21 protein-coding genes and 1 tRNA gene are annotated in these 19252 nt (G+C 66.4%); 11 read left to right on the top strand and 11 right to left on the bottom strand.

Annotated features, from left to right (window positions below; all coding sequences use genetic code 11):
* Window positions 1-33 precede the first annotated feature (33 nt).
* The 7 genes from ABC728_RS14245 to hisB all read right to left on the bottom strand — a co-directional run bounded on the left by ABC728_RS14245 (window position 34) and on the right by hisB (window position 4266).
* Window positions 34-390 (bottom strand): histidine triad nucleotide-binding protein, encoded by a 357-nt coding sequence (locus tag ABC728_RS14245; RefSeq protein WP_416619003.1) that lies wholly within the window; start codon window positions 388-390, stop codon window positions 34-36.
* Window positions 391-428: 38 nt separating this feature from the next.
* Window positions 429-755: a phosphoribosyl-ATP diphosphatase gene (locus tag ABC728_RS14250; RefSeq protein WP_416619004.1), complete on the bottom strand. Its 327-nt coding sequence runs from the start codon at window positions 753-755 to the stop codon at window positions 429-431.
* 68 nt (window positions 756-823) lie between these two features.
* Complete coding sequence (gene hisF, locus ABC728_RS14255; RefSeq protein ID WP_416619005.1) at window positions 824-1597, bottom strand: imidazole glycerol phosphate synthase subunit HisF; 774 nt, start codon at window positions 1595-1597, stop codon at window positions 824-826.
* The gene (gene hisA, locus ABC728_RS14260) at window positions 1597-2331 is read right to left on the bottom strand and encodes a 1-(5-phosphoribosyl)-5-[(5-phosphoribosylamino)methylideneamino]imidazole-4-carboxamide isomerase (RefSeq protein WP_416619006.1); all 735 of its coding nucleotides are present in this window, start codon (window positions 2329-2331) and stop codon (window positions 1597-1599) included. Before hisA ends, hisF begins: the two co-directional genes overlap by 1 nt.
* Complete coding sequence (locus ABC728_RS14265) at window positions 2328-2930, bottom strand: GNAT family N-acetyltransferase (RefSeq protein ID WP_416619007.1); 603 nt, start codon at window positions 2928-2930, stop codon at window positions 2328-2330. Before ABC728_RS14265 ends, hisA begins: the two co-directional genes overlap by 4 nt.
* Window positions 2927-3577 carry an imidazole glycerol phosphate synthase subunit HisH gene (gene hisH / locus ABC728_RS14270; RefSeq protein ID WP_416619008.1) on the bottom strand — a complete coding sequence of 217 codons (651 nt, stop codon included), beginning with the start codon at window positions 3575-3577 and terminating at the stop codon, window positions 2927-2929. The genes ABC728_RS14265 and hisH overlap by 4 nt, the downstream gene beginning before the upstream one ends.
* Window positions 3578-3633: 56 nt before the next feature.
* Window positions 3634-4266, bottom strand: coding sequence for an imidazoleglycerol-phosphate dehydratase HisB (gene hisB, locus ABC728_RS14275; RefSeq protein WP_416619009.1), 633 nt, complete (start codon window positions 4264-4266; stop codon window positions 3634-3636).
* A gap of 142 nt (window positions 4267-4408) precedes the next feature.
* Here hisB and ABC728_RS14280 point away from each other — a divergent pair, with 142 nt between their 5' ends.
* The 4 genes from ABC728_RS14280 to maoP all read left to right on the top strand — a co-directional run bounded on the left by ABC728_RS14280 (window position 4409) and on the right by maoP (window position 8311).
* Window positions 4409-5809 carry a hypothetical protein gene (locus ABC728_RS14280; RefSeq protein ID WP_416619010.1) on the top strand — a complete coding sequence of 467 codons (1401 nt, stop codon included), beginning with the start codon at window positions 4409-4411 and terminating at the stop codon, window positions 5807-5809.
* Between the two features lie 76 nt (window positions 5810-5885).
* Window positions 5886-6446, top strand: a complete 561-nt coding sequence (gene hslV, locus ABC728_RS14285; protein ID WP_416619011.1) for an ATP-dependent protease subunit HslV — start codon at window positions 5886-5888, stop codon at window positions 6444-6446.
* Window positions 6446-7774 carry an ATP-dependent protease ATPase subunit HslU gene (gene hslU / locus ABC728_RS14290; RefSeq protein WP_416619012.1) on the top strand — a complete coding sequence of 443 codons (1329 nt, stop codon included), beginning with the start codon at window positions 6446-6448 and terminating at the stop codon, window positions 7772-7774. The genes hslV and hslU overlap by 1 nt, the downstream gene beginning before the upstream one ends.
* A 186-nt stretch (window positions 7775-7960) precedes the next feature.
* The gene (gene maoP / locus ABC728_RS14295; protein WP_416619013.1) at window positions 7961-8311 is read left to right on the top strand and encodes a DUF413 domain-containing protein; all 351 of its coding nucleotides are present in this window, start codon (window positions 7961-7963) and stop codon (window positions 8309-8311) included.
* A 210-nt stretch (window positions 8312-8521) separates the two neighbouring features.
* Here maoP and ABC728_RS14300 read toward each other — a convergent pair.
* Window positions 8522-8595, bottom strand: a tRNA-Gly gene (locus ABC728_RS14300).
* 73 nt (window positions 8596-8668) lie between these two features.
* The gene (locus ABC728_RS14305; RefSeq protein WP_416619014.1) at window positions 8669-9334 is read right to left on the bottom strand and encodes a GNAT family N-acetyltransferase; all 666 of its coding nucleotides are present in this window, start codon (window positions 9332-9334) and stop codon (window positions 8669-8671) included.
* Window positions 9335-9735: 401 nt separating this feature from the next.
* On the opposite strand from ABC728_RS14305, the gene apaG reads away from it, so the two are divergent.
* From apaG to ABC728_RS14325, 4 genes are all read left to right on the top strand, one after another.
* Entirely contained in the window at window positions 9736-10128 is a 393-nt protein-coding gene (gene apaG / locus ABC728_RS14310) for a Co2+/Mg2+ efflux protein ApaG (RefSeq protein WP_416619015.1), read from the top strand.
* A 255-nt stretch (window positions 10129-10383) separates the two neighbouring features.
* Complete coding sequence (folE, locus tag ABC728_RS14315) at window positions 10384-10974, top strand: GTP cyclohydrolase I FolE (protein WP_416619061.1); 591 nt, start codon at window positions 10384-10386, stop codon at window positions 10972-10974.
* A 474-nt stretch (window positions 10975-11448) separates the two neighbouring features.
* Complete coding sequence (locus tag ABC728_RS14320; RefSeq protein WP_416619016.1) at window positions 11449-12432, top strand: glycoside hydrolase family 43 protein; 984 nt, start codon at window positions 11449-11451, stop codon at window positions 12430-12432.
* Window positions 12433-12572: 140 nt separating this feature from the next.
* Window positions 12573-13541, top strand: coding sequence for an alpha/beta hydrolase (locus tag ABC728_RS14325; protein ID WP_416619017.1), 969 nt, complete (start codon window positions 12573-12575; stop codon window positions 13539-13541).
* 17 nt (window positions 13542-13558) lie between these two features.
* Here ABC728_RS14325 and ABC728_RS14330 read toward each other — a convergent pair whose 3' ends face one another.
* Together ABC728_RS14330 and ABC728_RS14335 are read right to left on the bottom strand one after the other, a co-directional pair.
* Window positions 13559-14146, bottom strand: a complete 588-nt coding sequence (locus ABC728_RS14330) for a class I SAM-dependent methyltransferase (protein WP_416619018.1) — start codon at window positions 14144-14146, stop codon at window positions 13559-13561.
* A 63-nt stretch (window positions 14147-14209) separates the two neighbouring features.
* On the bottom strand, window positions 14210-15337 hold the full coding sequence (locus ABC728_RS14335; protein ID WP_416619019.1) for a hypothetical protein: 1128 nt from the start codon (window positions 15335-15337) through the stop codon (window positions 14210-14212).
* Window positions 15338-15591: 254 nt separating this feature from the next.
* Here ABC728_RS14335 and ABC728_RS14340 point away from each other — a divergent pair, with 254 nt between their 5' ends.
* The 3 genes from ABC728_RS14340 (at window position 15592) to pnp (ending at window position 19219) form a co-directional block, all read left to right on the top strand.
* Window positions 15592-16083, top strand: coding sequence for a DUF1178 family protein (locus tag ABC728_RS14340; RefSeq protein WP_416619020.1), 492 nt, complete (start codon window positions 15592-15594; stop codon window positions 16081-16083).
* A 367-nt stretch (window positions 16084-16450) separates the two neighbouring features.
* Window positions 16451-16720, top strand: coding sequence for a 30S ribosomal protein S15 (gene rpsO, locus ABC728_RS14345; RefSeq protein WP_102112206.1), 270 nt, complete (start codon window positions 16451-16453; stop codon window positions 16718-16720).
* A 375-nt stretch (window positions 16721-17095) separates the two neighbouring features.
* Window positions 17096-19219, top strand: a complete 2124-nt coding sequence (gene pnp, locus ABC728_RS14350; protein ID WP_416619021.1) for a polyribonucleotide nucleotidyltransferase — start codon at window positions 17096-17098, stop codon at window positions 19217-19219.
* The last annotated feature ends 33 nt before the right edge of the window (window positions 19220-19252 follow it).

Here is a 19252-nt window from a genome sequence, read left to right on the forward strand (position 1 = left end):
TTACGATTGAGTGTCACTCGCCGGGATCTGGCATCAGGCCAGAAGCTTGCCCAGCGGCCGGCCGCCCACGATATGGATGTGGAAATGCGGCACTTCCTGATGGCTGTCGGGGCCGTGATTGGCCAGCAGGCGATAACCGCTGTCATCCAGCCCCGCCTGCCGGGCGATCAGCCCCGCAGCGCGCACGAAGCCGGCGATCTCCTCCACCGTGGCCTGGGCGCTGAAATCGGCAAAGCTGGTGAACGGCCCCTTGGGGATCACCAGGATATGGGTCGGGGCCTGGGGGTTGATATCGTGGAAGGCCAGGGCGTAGCGGTCCTCATAGACCTTCTTGCAGGGGATTTCGCCGCGCAGGATACGGGCGAAGATGTTGTTGCGATCATAGATCAAGGCACCGTTCCTTCCGCTTCATTGTCCGGCGCGTCCCGTCAGGCGGGCTTGCGGCTCTTCTTTTCTTCGATCCCGCTGGTGCCCTGGCGCGCTGCCAGGATGGCATAGACGTCGGCCGGGGCCACCCCGGCGTCGGCCCACAGCACCAGAAGATGGTAAAGCAGATCGGCCGATTCCGATGCCAGCTTTTCGGGGGTGCCAGCCATGGCCTCGATGACCGTCTCCACGGCCTCTTCCCCCACCTTCTGGGCGATCTTCGCCCGGCCGCGATGGAACAGCCGGGCCGTGTGCGACGCCTCCGGGTCCCCGCCCTTGCGGGACAGGATGGTGGCGTAGATGTCGTCCAGGATAGCCTGGGTGGTCATGGGGTCAACTCCCTGCTGGCCCGTGCGCGGTTGAGGGGACGGGCGGGATGGGCGGCCCGCCCCGCCCGTCAAAGCCGCACCGGTATCCCTGCCCTGGCCATGTGCTCCTTGGCCTGCGCGATGGTGTAGGTGCCGAAATGAAAGATGCTGGCGGCCAGCACGGCGGAGGCGTGGCCCGTCTTCACACCATCGACCAGATGGTCCAGGGTGCCCACGCCCCCCGATGCGATGACGGGAATGGTCACCGCATCGGCCACGGCGCGGGTCAGTTCCAGGTTGAACCCCTGCCTGGTCCCGTCACGGTCCATGGAGGTCAGCAGGATTTCCCCCGCCCCGTACCCGGCCATGCGCCGGGCCCATGCCACGGCATCGATCCCGGTGCGGTTGCGCCCGCCATGGGTGAAGACCTCCCAGCGCTGTTCGCCGTCGGGCCCGCGCTCCACCTCCTTGGCATCGATGGCGACCACGATGCATTGCGAGCCGAATTTCTGCGCGCCTTCACGCACGAATTCCGGCCGGTGGACGGCGGCGGTATTGATCGACACCTTGTCGGCCCCGGCCAGCAGCAGCCGGCGGATATCCTCCACCACCCGCACGCCGCCGCCCACCGTCAGCGGCATGAAGACCTGCTCGGCCGTGCGGCGGACCACGTCGTAGATCGTGTCGCGATTGTCGCTGCTGGCCGTGATGTCCAGGAAGGTCAACTCGTCGGCGCCCGCCGCGTCATAGAGCCGGGCCTGTTCCACCGGGTCGCCGGCATCGACCAGATCGACAAAGTTCACGCCCTTGACGACACGGCCGTCCTTCACGTCCAGACAGGGGATGATGCGGGCCTTCAGCATCAGGCGGCCTCACCGCGCAGCAGCGCCAGGGCCGCCTTGGGGTCGATGCGGCCGTCATAGAGCGCCCGGCCGGAGATCACACCGTCGATGCCGGTATGCTCCACATCCTTCAGGGCGCGCAGGTCGGCCAGCGATGACACGCCGCCCGATGCGATGACCGGGGTGGTCAGGTGGCTGGCCAGCACGGCCGTGCCGTCCACATTCACCCCACCCATGGCCCCGTCACGCTCGATATCGGTATAGATAATGGCCGAAACGCCGCAATCCTCGAACTTCAGGGCCAGGTCCAGGGCCTTGACCTCGCTGGTCTCCGCCCAGCCTTCGACGGCGACATGGCCGTCGCGGGCATCGATGCCGACCGCGATATGGCCGGGAAATTCCTTGCATGCCTGCTTCACCAGGGCCGGGTTCTTGACGGCGACGGTGCCCAGGATGACACGGGTGATGCCGCGTTCCAGCCAGAAGCCGATGGTCGCCATGTCGCGGATGCCGCCGCCCAGCTGGGTCGGCAGGGAAACGCGCGACAGGATGGCCTCCACGGCGGCCCCGTTCACGGGCTTGCCCGCGAAGGCGCCGTTCAGGTCGACCAGATGCAGCCATTCATAGCCCTGGGCCGCGAAGCTTTCGGCCTGGGCGGCGGGGTCGGGGTTGAAGATGGTCGCCTTCTCCATCTCCCCACGCAGCAGGCGGACGGCCTTGCCGTCCTTCAGGTCGATGGCGGGGTACAGGATCATGTCGCTTGCTCCGTCACGGCGGGGTCACCGGCCTTTTCGTCCGGCCGTTCCAGCACCTTGAAATAGAAATGGCCGGCGATGGTCCGGCCCTTGGCGCGGGCATAGTGCGGGTGCGTGCCCCAGCGCGTGAAGCCCATATGGTCGTAAAGGATGATGGCGGCGCGCTGCGTCTCGCGGACATCCAGGTTCAGGATGCCGAAGCCAAGGTCGGTGGCCGCATCGATCACCGCCTGGGTCAGCATGCGGGCCATGCCATGACCGCGCGCCCAGGGCGCCACGAAGCTGGTGGTCAGGTTGCAGGTGAAGGCCTGCGCCTCGTTGTTGCGCGTCGGCCGGACGAGTTGGGCCGAGCCGGCGATGATCCCGTCCAGCCGGCCCACGAACAAGATGCGCTCGGGCACGGCCATCACGCCGTTCCAGTACCGTTCCAGCACGTCGCGGTCGGGCGGGTTGACCCAGCCGAAGCCGCCACCATCGATGATCGCCGCCTCCGTGGCATCGCACAGGTCGTAAAGGTCGGAACGGCGCAGCTCCGCCACCTTCTCCACGGTCACCGTGCTGTCGGACCCGGCCAGCGGGTTGCGGTGTTGATCGTTCATGGCCGCCACCGCAGGAAATTGCCGATGATGGCCAGGCCGGCCGCCTGGCTTTTCTCCGGATGGAACTGCATGCCCGCCAGATTGTCGCGGCCGACGATGGCCGGAAATTCCCCGCCATAGTCGCAGGCGGCCAGCACCAGCGCGGGATCGCCAACCTTCATGGCATAGGAATGCACGAAATAGGCGTGCGTGCCCGCTGCCACACCGGCCAGCAGCGGATGGGACGGCGCCTTCACGATCAGTTCGTTCCAGCCCATATGCGGGATCTTCAGGGCGGGGTCGGCGGGGGTCAGCGCCTCCACCCGCGCATCCAGCCAGCCAAGGCCCGCATGCACCCCATGTTCCACCCCGACGCCGGCCATCAGTTGCATGCCGACGCAGATGCCCAGGAACGGGGCGCCCTGGCGGACCACCCGGTCGGTCAGGGCATCGACCATGCCCTCCACCCCTTCCAGGCCCGCCTTGCAATCGGCGAAGGCGCCGACACCGGGCAGCACCACCCGGCCGGCACCACGGACGACATCCGGGTCATTGGTGACCAGGATACGGGCATCCAGCCCGCCATCGGCGACCGCGCGTTCCAGCGCCTTGGCGGCGGAACGCAGGTTGCCGGAACCGTAATCGATCAGGGCGACGGTGTCGGTCATGGCGCAAGGGTCCGGTACAGGACGAAAACGAGGGGCGGCGGGCGGGCGTCTGCGGCTTACAACGACCCGCCCAGCACACCCTTTGTGGACGGCACGGCATCGGCCTTGCGCGGATCGATCTCGATCGCGGCGCGAAAGGCGCGGGCCAGGGCCTTGTAGCTGCTTTCCACGATATGGTGATTGTTCTCACCATACAGGTTTTCGACATGCAGGGTGGCCCCGGCCGCCTGGGCGAAGGCCTGGAACCATTCCTTGAACAGTTCGGTATCCATGTCGCCCAGCTTGTCGCGGGTGAAATGCACCTTCCAGACCAGATAGGGCCGGTTCGACAGGTCGATGGCCACGCGGGTCAGCGTCTCGTCCATCGGGATCAGCGCATCGCCATAGCGCTGGATGCCCTTGCGATCCCCCAGCGCCCTGGCCACGGCCTCGCCGATGGCGATGCCCGTATCCTCGGTCGTGTGGTGGAAATCGATATGCAGGTCCCCCACCGCCTCGACCTCCAGGTCGATCAGCGAATGGCGCGAAAGCTGCTCCAGCATATGGTCCAGAAAACCGATGCCGGTGGACACCTTGTACGTGCCGGTGCCGTCCAGATCGACGACGACACGGATGCGGGTCTCCTTCGTCGTGCGTTCCACAACGGCACGGCGCGGGGAGCGGGCGGGGGATGCGGGCTCGTTCGACATGGTACTGTTCGTATCAACCAAGCCGTTTCCTGTCCACCCGACCTGATTGCAAGGCAGGAACGGCGCAGGCGCGCGCGGGCTGGACGGGGCCCTGATTATAATTGTAAATTATCTCATCCGTTACGCTTTCCGATTGTGTCGCATGCGGCCCTTCACCGGTTCGATCATTGTCGTCCTTCTGCTGCTGACCGGATGCGTCGGGGAAGGGGGGCCGCCGGCCGGACGCCTGACCGACCGCCCCGCCGCCGCTTCCGGGGTTATGTCCGCCGGCCCCTCCGGGGCCATGTCCATCGATCTGACGCTGGGCCGGGTCGATATGGCCTTGCCGGCCGGCCATGTCGCCGGCTCGTTCAATTTCGGGCTGCTCTGCCAGCCGCCATACAATGACGTGCTGTGGGTCACCGAGACGCGGGTGCCGGGCGTGCTGAACGCGGCCGTGCGGGACGGGCTGTCATCCGCCGGACTGCGCATGGCACCGATGGCCACGCGGGTTCTGATGGCACGGGTCGTGGATGTGCGGCTGGACCTGTGCCGGCGGGTGGATTTCTGGTTCGGCCGCAGCGTCGGCATCACGGGCGACGCACGGGTGCGGGTGGAATGGGTGCTGACCAGCCCCACGACAGCCCCGCGCCATTGGGTCACGGAAGGAAAGGGGCAGGCCGATGCCCCGGCGCTCAACCGGCGGTACGATATCCTGCTGCGCCAGGCCATGATGGACGCGGCGGGCGCACTGGCAGCCCTGCCGGACTTCCGGCAGGCGACGGCAACGGCCCGCCCGCTGCCCTTCCCCATCACCGACATGGCAATGATGGCCGCGGCGGGCTCCCCTTCCCCCTCCGCCGTGCCGGGAACCGGCGGGGCGGAGGGGGAGCCGGCAGCAGGGGCGGCGCCAGATGCGGAAGCGGAGCCGGAGGGCGAGGCCGCGGACCCCGTTCCGCCGCCGGGATCGCCACGAGCCGCCGGGGCCGCGCTGGTGACCCATGTCGCCACGACCGGGATCATCGTCGATGCGGCGGGGCTGGTACTGCTGCCCGACACGGGTGGCCCACTGCCGGCACCCGTGCCGCTGGTCCTGGCCGATGGCAGGGTCGCGGCGGCGCGCGTGGCGGGCCGTGCGTTCGGGCTGCACCTTCTGGTCCTGCCCGCCGGGGACTGGCCGCACGCCCCGGCGCGGCGACAGCGGCCGGCGGTCAGCCGCGACCTGTACCGGCCGGGCCGCGACGGGGCCGCCGGCATGGTTGCCGCCCATACCGGCCCCGCGCGCAGCCGGGGAACGGGCATGCCGTCGCTGCTGCTGGATATCGACCCCGCCCTGGCACGCGACCCGCCGTGGCTGCTGGTGGATGGAGAGGGACGGCTGGCCGCCGTGCGGGCGGGGCTGGCGCTGCCGGGCGATCCCGTGCCCTATCTGGCCCCGGCCGGGGTGCTGGCCCGTTTCCGGGCGCTGCTGGAACCGGCGGATGATGGCGCGGGTCAGGACGCGGATCAGGGCGCGGATCAGGACGCGACTGCCGGAACGGATGATGGGGCACAGGGGATGTGACCCGGGGCCGGCTTGACTGACGGGACCGCCTGCCCACATAGCAAGGGACCTTGATCCCCCTTTTGGGCAGTATCCGATGAACGGCAATTCCAATCCCCATGATCCCATCCAGTGGCATGGCACCACCATCATCTCCGTCCGCAAGGGCGGACAGGTGGTCATCGCCGGCGACGGCCAGGTATCGATGGGGCAGACGGTGATGAAATCCAATGCCCGCAAGGTGCGGCGCCTGGCCGGGGGTTCGGTCATGGCCGGCTTCGCAGGCGCCACGGCCGACGCCTTCGCCCTGTTCGAACGGCTGGAGGCCAAGCTGGAGCAGCATCCGGGCCAGTTGACGCGGGCCGCCGTGGAAATGGCCAAGGACTGGCGCACCGACCGCTATCTGCGCCGGCTGGAAGCGCTGATGGCCGTGGCCGACAAGGATGTGTCGCTGGTCATCACCGGCAATGGCGACGTGCTGGAGCCAGAGGACGGCATCATCGGCATCGGGTCCGGCGGTTCCTATGCGCTGGCCGCGGCCCGTGCGCTGATCGATATCGACGGGCTGGATGCGGAGACCATCGCGCGCCGCGCCATGAAGGTCGCGGGCGATATCTGCGTCTATACCAACCATTCCGTCACGCTGGAGAAGATGTGATGACCAGTGCCGCCACCGCCTTCTCCCCCCGTGAGATCGTTTCGGAGCTCGACCGCTTCATCGTCGGCCAGAATGAGGCCAAGCGCGCCGTCGCCATCGCGCTGCGCAACCGCTGGCGCCGCCAGCAACTGACGGGACAGATGCGCGAGGAGGTCTATCCCAAGAACATCCTGATGATCGGCCCCACCGGCGTCGGCAAGACGGAGATCGCGCGCCGCCTGGCCAAGCTGGCCCAGGCCCCCTTCGTGAAGGTGGAGGCCACCAAGTTCACGGAAGTGGGCTATGTCGGCCGCGACGTGGAACAGATCATCCGCGACCTGGTGGAAGCCGCCATCGTCATGACCCGCACCCGGCTGCGCCAGGAAGTGGCGGCCAAGGCCGAACTGCATGCCGAGGAACGGGTGCTGACCGCCCTGGTGGGCGAAGGGGCCGGCGCCGACACGCGCGCCAAGTTCCGCAAGATGCTGCGCGAAGGCACGCTGAACGACAAGGAGATCGAGATCCAGGTGGCCGACAACGCCATCCCCGGCATGCCGGCCTTTGACGTGCCGGGCATGCCCGGAGCCCAGATGGGCATGGTCAATCTGGGCGACATTTTCGGCAAGGCGTTCGGCGGCGGCCGCACCAAGACCCGCAAGATGAGCGTGTCGGAAAGCTATGAATTCCTGATGGCGGAGGAAAGCGACAAGCTTCTCGACAATGAGAAGGTGGTGGCCGAGGCCATCCACGCCGTGGAGCAGAACGGCATCGTGTTCCTGGACGAGATCGACAAGATCTGCGCCCGCAGCGAACAGCGCGGCGGCGGCGATGTCAGCCGCGAAGGCGTGCAGCGCGACCTGCTGCCCCTGATCGAGGGCACGACGGTTTCCACCAAGCATGGCGCGGTGAAGACCGACCATATCCTGTTTATCGCGTCGGGCGCGTTCCATGTGTCCAAGCCCAGCGACCTGCTGCCGGAGCTGCAGGGCCGCCTGCCCATCCGCGTCAACCTGGCGGCCCTGACCCAGGCCGATTTCCGCCGCATCCTGACGGAACCGGAATGCAGCCTGATCAAGCAGTATATCGCCCTGCTGAAGACGGAGGAGGTGGAACTGGTCTTCACCGACGACGCCATCGACGAGCTGGCACGCCTGGCGGCCGAGATCAACCGCACCGTGGAGAATATCGGCGCGCGGCGCCTGCATACCGTGATGGAGCGGCTGCTGGAGGAAATCAGCTTCGCCGCCACGGAAAAGGGCGGGGAGATGATCACCGTCGATGCCGCCTATGTCCGCAGCCAACTGGACGGGCTGTCGCAGAACACGGACCTGTCCAAGTTCATCTTGTAGGCGGATCGCCGGGCCGTCACCGGTTCCCCATGGGTTGTGCCCGCCGGGAACCGGTTCGCCGCTGATCAGGGCCTTGCGGATCGGGTCCGCTGACCGGACTGACCAGATGCGCGCATGAGGCCACCCGGTTGCAACCATTTCCGCGTTCGGCCACAATGAGGGGGTGAAACAGCCTGGGAAACAGGAATGGATGCCCCCATACTCCCACCGCAGGGAGAGCTCACACCGCAGGAAGAGGCCCTGCTGCGCCGTTACCGCAGCTTCTATCAAGGATTGGTGTCCGGCGCGCGCCCGCCCACGACGGCGGCGCAGCGCCACTTCATCGCCGCCTGCCGCGGTCTGACCGTAGCGGAGACGCCGCATGAACGCGCCTTCATCAAGGCAAGGCAGTTGGCTGCGGCAGAAGACCTGAACATGCGCGCAGCCCAGGAAACGGCAGGACAGGACATCCCCAACGAGCCGGGAACCTATACCTACCCGTCCCACGTCTCCGACAAGTTCGACATTGAGTATTTCCCGCCCGAAAGCGCATTCTGAACCCGGTATGCGGATATTTCAGCCAGACAGGGAGGCAAGGCGCAGATCATCTGCGCAGGGAGGCAAGGCGCAGATCATCTGCCCGCGGACGTGCGGCATGACCAGCCTTCAACACATTTCCCGATAACCCGGCAAACCCATCCGTGAAACCGAACGGTTCCAGCCTGACAAGGCCGAAAAGGGCCGGCAATTTCCGATGGCTTTGATATTTGGAGCGGGTGAAGGGAATCGAACCCTCGTCGTAAGCTTGGGAAGCTTCTGCTCTACCATTGAGCTACACCCGCGCCGGGACCGTTCTTATATTGGGTTCCGGGTGCCGGATCAAGGGGCTAATCGTCCCTGTACGGCGATCCCGGTTCAGCGTGCCGCACGCCGCAGGCGACGTCGGGACACCGGCAGGTCCAGGGGGACCGGATTGGGCGAAACGGGGTCCGCTGCCGGCAGCGGCAGGGTGGTGATCTTGGCAGCGGGCCGGACCGCGGGAGAGGCCGTGCGCAGGGCGGGGGTGCGGGTGCGGGCCGGTGCGGCACGGCCGACCATGCCCGTGACGCCATCCAGCGCGCCGGGAACCAGTTCCAGCCCCTGGAAACGGGCCGGATCGACGGGACCCGGCAGGGACAGGCCGGCCACGACCGCGCGGGAAAAGCCGAAGCGCACGTAATAGGGCGCGTCACCCACCAGGATGACAATGCGATGACCCAGGGCACGGGCCTGTTCCAGGCTGTGCCGGATCAGCTTGCCACCCAGACCGTCGCTGCGCCGGTCGGGCGAGATGGCAATGGGGCCCAGCATCAGGGCATGCACCTTGCCCCCCAGCATGACGGGCCAATAGCGGATCGTGCCCAGCAGCACTTCCTGCCCGTCGGCGTCCGTCTCCGTCGCCACAAAGCACAAATCGGCCACGGGGGCGATGTTGCGGCGCAGGCGGTAAACGGTCTTCGTGTGGCGCTTGGGGCCGAAGGAGGTGTCGAGAAGCTGTTCGATGGCGGCGGCGTGAGCCGGCTGCTCAAGCGAGATGTTCATCCTGTTGGGGTATCCCGGCAAATCTGAAGGTGGGGGGACACTTGAAGAAGCGTCTGGCCGGGCCCCCACGCGCAATCGCGTCAGGTCCCGTGCGCAAGAACCGGCCGCCCCTGGGGGGGGACCGAGGTCTTTCGTCGTCGCAAGGGGGTGAAGCGCAACATCGCGCGGCTCATAAGCAGTTGAACACCATTCGCTATATGAGGCCATCGGCCCCGCGACGCAAGCGGCGTTTTTGTGACCGGCCGGATGGTGCGCAACGGGGGCGTGGCCCCCCTGCCGCGGGCGGCACCATTGCCGGGCGCCTGTGGCGGCCTATAATGAGGGATTGCGGCGTGCCTGCCGTCTGGCGCCATGACGAAAACCGGGATCAGGCCGGCGCATGGCAAATGGGAGTACGGGCCTTGTACAGTGACACGACACGCCAGATCCGGGTGACGGTGGAGCCCCGCTATCTGCCCGACCAGTCACAGCCCGACGAGAGTCATTATGTCTGGGCCTATCATATCCGCATCGAGAATCTGGGGCGGGAGACGGTACGCCTGCGCACGCGGCACTGGACGATCACCGATGCGTTGGGCCGTCAGCAGGAGGTGCGCGGCCCCGGCGTGGTCGGCGAGCAGCCGCTGCTGCGCCCAGGCGAGCATTTCGCCTATACCAGCGGCTGCCCGCTGACCACGCAATCGGGCTTCATGGTGGGCAGCTATGGCATGGAAACGACGGATGGCGAGATGTTCGATATCGCCATCCCGGCTTTTTCGCTGGATATTCCCCAACAGGAACGGATGCTGAACTGATATCCTCATCCCCATGCTTGAAAGATCGGCCGGGCAAGCCATCTGCTTCAGGGACCGGGATATCCGACCCTCCGAAGGGGGTAACCCGGCCGGCCGGATCGGGGGAGGAGCCGGCCAACGCCCGGATGGCCTGCCAAGACCAAGAACTGACGAGAGGAGTGCGTCCCCGTGCCCGTATCCAAGAGCAATGCCGACAAGGTCGTTCCCGGCCCCCGCCATGGTCGCCGCGCCGGTCCGGCCGCCACCAACCCCGCCCTGGCCCGCCCCAGCAAGGCGGAGGCGGAAGCCGCCGTCCGCACGCTGATCCGCTGGGCCGGTGACGATCCCGATCGTGAAGGTCTGGTGGGCACGCCCGACCGCGTCGTCCGTTCCTATCAGGAATTCTTCGCGGGGTATGAGGTCGATCCCGTCGATCTGCTGGCCCGGACGTTCGAGGAGACGGACGGCTATGACGAGATGGTGGTGCTGCGCAACATCCGGCTGGAAAGTTATTGCGAACACCATATGGTGCCCATCATCGGCAAGGTCCATATCGCCTATCTGCCGCGCAACCGCGTGGTCGGCATTTCCAAGCTGGCCCGGGTGGCGGAGGTCTATGCCAAGCGCCTGCAGATCCAGGAAAAGATGACCGCGCAGATCGCCAACACGATCGAGGAGGTGCTGGAACCCCTGGGCGTGGCCGTGGTGATCGAGGCGACGCACCAGTGCATGACGACGCGCGGCATCCACAAACCCGGTGTCACCATGGTGACCAGCCGCATGCTGGGCGCCTTCCGGGAGGATGAGAAGACCCGGCGGGAATTCCTGGCCATGATCGGCAACCCCGTCAGCGGGGCGGAAGGCTGATCGCGGCCTGGAGCCCACCTAGTACCAACGTGCGATGATGTAGAACTCATCGCACGTTGGTCCGGCGGCGACCGCCACAGCACCGCTCGTCCGGCGTCGCCAAGCCAATGAATGTTGGCGCCGGCGATCGAGGGCGGTGATCAGAACCAATAGGTTCTGATCACCGCAAAATAGTATATGTGAAGGAAAGGGGCGGTCCCGACCGGGCCGCCCTTTTTTCATTGCCTTGACGCCCATTTGCTTGACGCTGGTACCAGATAGCATCCCCTCACTCCGGGCAATGACGCAAATGAGCCGGAAGAAGCGGTGAGAACGAGAGGCATGGGCCGCCCCCGGCACAAGCCCGCCTTCCTGCCGGCCCTGTCAATTGACGGTTGTTTTCGCATTCTGTAATTTCAAGGAAAATTCCCGGGGAGGATCAGAACCATGACAATCAGCTTGGGCCCTTTACGTGCGTTTTTGTTAGCGCTAACAATGCCTTTGACTGCGTCGGGCGGGGCGGCGGCGGATGCGGTGCCTGGCGCCAACCCCATCATTCGGGAGAAGTTCACAGCGGACCCGGCGCCGCTGGTGGTAGGCGACCGGCTTTATCTTTATGTCGGGCATGACGAGGCGCAACCGGATGAGATGTTCAACATGCGCGAATGGCTGGTCTATTCCACCACCGACATGCGGCGCTGGACCGGCCATGGCCCCATCATGAATGTCGCCGACTTCAAATGGGCCAAGCAGGACGCCTGGGCGTCACAGACGATCGAGAAGAACGGGAAATTCTGGTTCTACGCCGCGGTCGAACATGACGACACGCATCCGGGCAAGGCCATCGCGGTCGCCGTGGCCGACAGCCCGACGGGTCCCTTTGTCGATGCCAGGGGATCGGCACTGGTCACCAGCGGCATGACGCCGAAGGGCACGCATAGTTGGGAGGATATCGACCCCACGGTCTTCACCGATGATGACGGCACGACCTGGATCGCCTGGGGCAACCGCCATTGCTACATCGCGCGCCTGAAACCCGACATGATCGGGATCGACGGCCCGATCACCGAGATCACGCCGCCGCATTTCGAGGAGGGGCCCTGGCTGCACAAGCGCGGGGACCTTTATTATCTGACCTATGCCTCCCTGGACCGGGCGACGCATACGGATGAGAAAGTGTCCTATGCCACGGCACCGTCGATCAGCGGCCCCTGGACCTATCGCGGGGAACTGACGGGATCGGCCCGGAACAGTTTCACGATCCATCCGGGCATCGTGCAGTTCAAGGGCGACTGGTACCTGTTCCTGCACAATGCCACGCTGACCATCGGCGATCTGGGCGGCGCCCTGGGCCGGCGCGCCGTCACCGTGGAGCATCTGCAATACAACGCCGACGGCACGATGAAGCCGGTGATCCAGACCGAAGCCGGCGTGACGGCACCACCGGCCCGCCAGGACACCACCCGGACACAAGATTGACATGGATGGAAGCCGCCGGACATGACGGCAGAGCCCGCATCCGTGGCTCGGGCCATGCGCCAAGCGCGCATGACGACGGTCGCCGCCCTGCCAGTTCCCGTAAAGCCTGGACCCACGAAACATCAACCGGAGGAAACACCATGGGGCGAAGCGCCTTCATCACAAACACCATGCCCCCGGCGGGGCGGATCATCCGGCACATGGCCGCTGTCGCGGCAGCCGCAGCCTGGGTCCTGACGGCCCCTGCACAGGCGCAGGACGACAGGACGACACCCATTGCGGTCCCGGCCCAACCGAACGCGATCACGCTGGGAACCGGCCCCCTGCCGGGATCCACGGTACCGGAAAGCTGGCACAGCCAGTATGGCAGCGTCTTCGCCCGCAATGTCACGGTCGCCACCCTCACCCCCTTTCTGCCGGACCCCGCAGAGGCCACCGGCGCTGCGGTCATCGTGGCGCCCGGCGGCGGCTTCCGCAGCCTGTCGATGAGCAACGAGGGCTGGGACGTCGCACAGGCCCTTGCCGACAAGGGTGTGGCCGCCTTCGTGCTGAAATACCGGCTGGTCCAGACACCGCGCGACATGGCGGCGTTCGAACAATCGATGCGGGAGATGTTCGCGGGCGCGGCCCGGCCGACCCGGCCGGCACCGGCAGAGATGGCGGCCGGCATCGCGCCGCAGATCGCCGACGCCAATGCCGCCTTCGCCCTGGTCCGCCGGCGGGCGACGGAATGGCGTGTCGATGCCGACCGTATCGGCATGATCGGCTTTTCCGCGGGCGCCATGCTGACCATGGCGACCATGCTGGCGGGACCGGAGGCGAAGCCCGCCTTCATCGCGAACATCTATGGTCCCCTGTCCCCCGTCGCGGTGCCGGCCGACGCACCGCCCCTGTTTGTGGCGCTGGCGGCCGACGATCCGCTGTTCGGCGATACCGGCTTCGGGCTGGTCGAAGGCTGGCGCGCGGCCGGGCGCCCGGTCGAATTCCATCTCTATGAACAGGGCGGGCACGGCTTCGGCATGTACAGCAAGGAAACGACCAGCACCGGCTGGTTCGAGGCCTTCACACGCTGGATCGGCATGCGCGGCTTTCTGAAGCCGCGGGGATGATCCTGCTGGTGGTGCCGTCACCCCGCCGGCAATGCCACCGGCTCCGGATCACCGTCCAGGTCCGGGGCCGGCCCCGATGGCTTCATCGCAGCCATTCTCTGCACGATGGCGGCCTTGGGGCTGGATACCTCCCCCTGTTCGAATGCCACGACCTGGAGGCCGTGATCCAGGGCGAAGCGCAGCAATTCCCCCTCGCGCAGCAGGAAGGCGGGGCTGGAGGGTCGACCGTGGCGCTGGTTGCCATTGGCAAAAGTCTCGTACAGCAGCAGGCCGCCGGGTTCCAGAGCCGCGACAAGGGCAGGCAGCAAGGGGCGGTGTAGATAATGGGTCACAACGATCACGTCAAAGCCCGACAGGGCGGGGGGCCAGCCATCCGGCCCCTCCAGATCGGCCTGCACAAGGGTCACCCTTTCCGGCCCCTTCAGGTCGGCGACACCGCGCAGGTCGATATCGACGCCCGTGACCGACAGGCCCCTGTCCAGGAAATGGCGCATGTGCCGCCCGCCGCCGCAGGCCACGTCCAGCATGCGCCCCCCCGGCCGCAGCAGCGGCGCGAAACGGACGATCCAGGGTGAAGGCGGGGCGAAGGGAAGGGCATGGCTCATGCGGCGGATGCTACTGCAAACCGGGCCCGATCTGAACCGCCCTGTCATCGCGCGCCTGGCGGTTCACGCCTCCGGTGAGGGCGGAATGGGGGGGCCCAGCATCTGACGGATTATCTTCAATATCTGCTCCCGGTTGGGCAAGGCGTCGAAACCGGCCACGATCTCGCCGCGACCGGGCGCGTGCAGGCGCATCACATACCGGGCCTGCACATTCTCCAGCCCCAGGCCACCGGCCAGGCCGGGCGCGCATTCAAGCGCTATGCCGGCATCACCCAGCGGGGCCAGCCACCCCGTTGCCTTGCCCGCTGCATCCTGTCGGCGCAGGAGAATGAACGGCCGGCGCTCCTCCCTGCCCTCCACCTCGATACAGGTGTCGCCCTCCTGGTCGGGCGGCCATGTCGAGATAAGTTCGCCAGAACCCAGCATGGTCCCCTCGATGATGGTGGACCCTATATCGAGAGCAACATTGGACGCTTCCGGCCCCTGTTGGGCGCTGGTGCAGGCCTTGGGCCGCGCTGCGTCCGCCAGGACAGGGGAGGGTTTGGTGCCAGGATCGACACGAAGGCCGGCCAGCGCCGCCTGGGTCACCTGTTCCACAGCGGCACGGTCGGGGCCGCTGACGCGCAGCTTCACGACCCAGCCGCCACCGCTGAGCGCCACCAGCGTACTGGCCCGCCCCACCTCCTCCTGCCATAGAAGCTGTCTCACCACGGGTGTGCCATCCCCTCCCGGCAAGGGCATAGCGGTGTCCGCGACCAGTCGCCGGCCGGGGGCGGACATGATGGCCGCCGCCTGGGTGCTGGTCATCACCGTCAGATCGGCATCGAAGGCGCTGGCCTTGTACACGAAGAAGGTCGCCCAGGTTCCCTGGCTGGGGATGCCATACTGCACCAGACCATCAATATCGCGCCCCGGGCTTTGCCGCCGTCCCGACACGTCCAGGCCCGCCACCTGACGCGGGACCAGGAACGGCGCATCACCATAGCGCAGGCCCGCCGCATCCGCCCGGTCGACCCAACCGAGTGCCGTTTCAGGCCCGGTGCGTGACGACGCGCCACCATCCCGGGACAGCGCAACCGTTTTGGTGGGCTTGGCCGGCTGGACGGGGTCGGCCATCCCGACAGGTTTGGTGGACTGGCAGGCGGCCAGCAGCAATGGCAGGGCCAGCAGCATGGGGACAGGGCGGATCATGGTACCTCCAACGGCAGAAGGGGGATGGTAGCCGCGCGCGTCATCAGATGATGGCAGACCGGAAACGGACAAACCCTTAATAAGACAAACCCTTAATAAAAGGGGGCATGTAGCGATTGTGCGCGCCTATCGTGCATTTCTACCTGTTTTCACACGCCAGACCAAGCAGACATGGCACCCCGCGCGGCAATGGGCTTGCCCGCGGGGCCGGGACGGGCCATGTATCTGTCATCACACGGACCATCAATCGCCCCATGATCCTGTTCGACCTGAAATGCAGCCAGGACCACCGGTTCGAAGGCTGGTTCCGCAACGGTGCCGCTTATGACGCCCAGGCGGCGGCACACGCCATCACCTGCCCGGTCTGCGGGGACGACAAGGTGATCAAGGCCCCCATGGCCCCGGCCATCGCCAGGGGCGGGCGGTCGCGCGACCGCGATCCGGCACCGCTGGCCGATACGCCCGTTCCGGACCAGCCCATGCCCCGTGTCGTGCCCCCTGCCGTACCCGATGCCGTCAGGGAAGCGCAGGGGGAAATCCTGCGCCACCTGCGTGAACTGCGCGCCCAGGTGGAGAAGAACGCCGATTATGTCGGCACGCAATTCGCCGAGGAGGCGCGCAAGATCCATTATGGCGAGGTGGAAGGCCGGGCCATCTATGGTGAGACCTCCAAGGAGCAGGCGGACGCCCTGCGGGAGGAGGGGGTCGCCTTCGCCAGTATCCCCTGGGTGCCGACCAGCAATTAGAACATGTTGCCGTTGACCGGGAACGCGGCTCTGGCTTGTCACCTCATCACGCGCCGGCGCTGCTTGCGGTCAGCCGAAAGCAGCGCAAAAGGGGTGGCCCCGCGCCATTTGAGCGGCAATTAAGGTCAGCCATGCCGCGCCGGCGGGCAAATACCGCCCGAAAGGCTTGACCGCGCGGCACGGATGGCGCATTCCTGCCCGACATATCGACGCCCGCCCGTGCGGGACCGTGCTGGACGACATCCCGGCCCGGCCCCGCGACGATCGTGGGCGCGTACCCGTTCCGGATGCCCGGAACCCGGTCGATAGGGCGCCCCTGCGGTGCCGGGTACGTTCATCCTCAACATCATCCAAGTGGAGACATGCGATGTCGATCACGGCTGAGCGCAAGACCGCGCTGATCGAAGAGTACAAGACCAAGGAAGGCGATACCGGTTCGCCGGAAGTGCAGGTTGCCATCCTGACCGAGCGCATCAACAACCTGACCGAACACCTGAAGACCCACGCGAAGGATTTCCATTCCCGCCGTGGCCTGCTGGTGATGGTCGGTCAGCGCCGCCGTCTGCTGGATTACGTGAAGGGCAAGGAAAAGGCTCGCTATGACAGCCTGATCCAGCGCCTGGGCCTGCGCCGCTGAGGCAGGGCCGGCCGGACCGGTTCGTTCCCCGACCCGCTTGCACGAAGGTGATGATTTACGTGAGCGTCCGCGCAACCGCCGCAACCACCTGCGAACAGGGCCGTCACCGCGGCCCGGGGCGGCGTGTTGGCGGCGATGGCGGCGCCGATGGTGGCAGGGTAAGGGGGATGACCCGTCAGGGTCCGCGAAGAGTATTAAGGTGAGGACGGCCAGCCGGGACCCCTTCCGGCTGGCCGTTTTCCCATGCGCACCCCACGCCGGGGAGCGCTCCCATGAAGTGCCGAAGGGGCAAGAAACAGGCGGGGCCGTCCGAACGGGCCCCGGCCCGGCGCCCAATCCGGGGTGTCACGGGTTTCGGATGGAAGGATCGATACAATGTTCAAGGTGTTCCGCAAGGAATTGGATTGGGGTGGGCGCAAGCTGGTCATCGAGACGGGCAAGATCGCCCGCCAGGCCGACGGCGCCGTCATGGTCAGCTATGGCGACACGGTGGTTCTCTGCACCGCCGTCGGCGCCAAGTCGCCGAAGCCGGGCGTGGATTTCTTCCCGCTGACGGTGAATTACCAGGAGAAGGCCTTTGCCGCGGGCAAGATCCCCGGCGGCTTCTTCAAGCGTGAAGGCCGGCCGACGGAAAAGGAAGTGCTGGTCAGCCGCCTGATCGACCGTCCGATCCGTCCGCTGTTCGTCGATGGCTATCGCTGCGAGACGCAGGTCGTCTGCACCGTGCTGAGCCATGATCTGGAGAACGATCCCGACATCGTCGCCATGATCGGCGCGTCCGCCGCGCTGACCATCTCCGGCCTGCCCTTCCTGGGCCCCATCGGTGCGGCCCGCGTCGGCTATGAAAACGGCCAGTTCATCCTGAACCCGACGGCCGATCAGGTGGAAAACGCCACCCTGGATCTGGTGGTCGCCGGTACGCAGGAAGGCGTGCTGATGGTCGAGTCCGAGGCCAAGGAGCTGTCGGAAGAGATCATGCTGGGCGCCGTCATGTTCGGCCATGCCCAGTTCCAGCCGGTGATCGACCTGATCATCAGCCTGGCCGAAGACTGCGCCAAGGAACCGCGCGACATCGCCCCGCCGGCCTTCGACAAGGAAGCCGTCAAGGCCCGCATCCTGGAAGTGGCCGGCGCCGACGTGAAGGCCGCCTATTCGATCCTGGTGAAGCAGGACCGGTATGCCGCCGTGGGCGCCGCCAAGGACAAGGCGAAGACCGAACTGAAGGAAGAGTTCGCGCCGGAAGCCATTTCCGAGATGTTCAAGGAAGTGGAAGCCGACGTGCTGCGCGGCGCGGTGCTGGACACCGGCAAGCGTATCGACGGCCGCACCACAGTCGATATCCGCCCCATCGTGGCCGAAGTGGGCATCCTGCCCCGGGCCCATGGTTCGGCCCTGTTCACCCGCGGCGAGACGCAGGCCCTCGTGGTCGCCACCCTGGGCACCAACCAGGATGAGCAGATCATCGACGCGCTGGAAGGCGAATACCGCGAAAACTTCATGCTGCATTACAACTTCCCCCCGTACAGCGTGGGTGAAGCCGGCCGCATGGGGTCTCCGGGCCGTCGTGAGATCGGGCATGGCAAGCTGGCCTGGCGCGCCATCCACCCGCTGCTGCCGACCAAGGAGGAATTCCCCTACACGCTGCGCGTCGTGTCGGAGATCACGGAGAGCAACGGCTCCTCCTCCATGGCCACGGTGTGCGGCACGTCCCTGTCGCTGATGGATGCCGGCGCCCCGCTGGCCCGCCCCATCGCCGGCATCGCCATGGGCCTGATCAAGGAAGGCGAGAAGTACGCCGTCCTGTCCGACATCCTGGGTGACGAAGATCACCTGGGCGACATGGACTTCAAGGTCGCCGGCACGGAGAAGGGTGTCACCGCGCTGCAGATGGACATCAAGATCACTTCCATCACGGAAGAGATCATGAAGGTCGCCCTGGCGCAGGCCCAGAAAGGCCGCATCCATATCCTGGGCGAGATGAACAAGGCGCTGAACACCGCGCGCGGGGAAGTGTCGGGCAACGCCCCGCGCATCACCGTCATCAATATCCCCAAGGACAAGATCCGGGACGTGATCGGTTCGGGCGGCAAGGTCATCCGCGAGATCGTGGAGCAGACCGGCGCCAAGATCGATATCGAGGATGACGGCACCGTCAAGGTGTCGGCCGTCGACAGCAAGTGCTCCGACGCCGCCATCAAGTGGATCAAGGGCATCGTGGCCGAGCCGGAAGTCGGCGAGGTCTATGACGGCAAGGTCGTCAAGGTGATGGATTTCGGTGCGTTCGTGAACTTCCTGGGTTCGCGCGACGGTCTGGTCCACATCTCCGAGCTGAAGAACGAGCGCGTGGCGAAGGTCACCGATGTCGTGAAGCAGGGCGACGCCGTCAAGGTCAAGGTCCTGGGCTTCGATGATCGCGGCAAGGTCAAGCTGTCCATGAAGGTCGTCGATCAGGCGACCGGCGAGGACATGTCCAAGAAGAAGGAAGAGGCCGAGGGCTGAGGCCCTACGGACCGCTTCCCTTTTCAGGGATTT

This window comes from Niveispirillum fermenti, assembly GCF_052474395.1.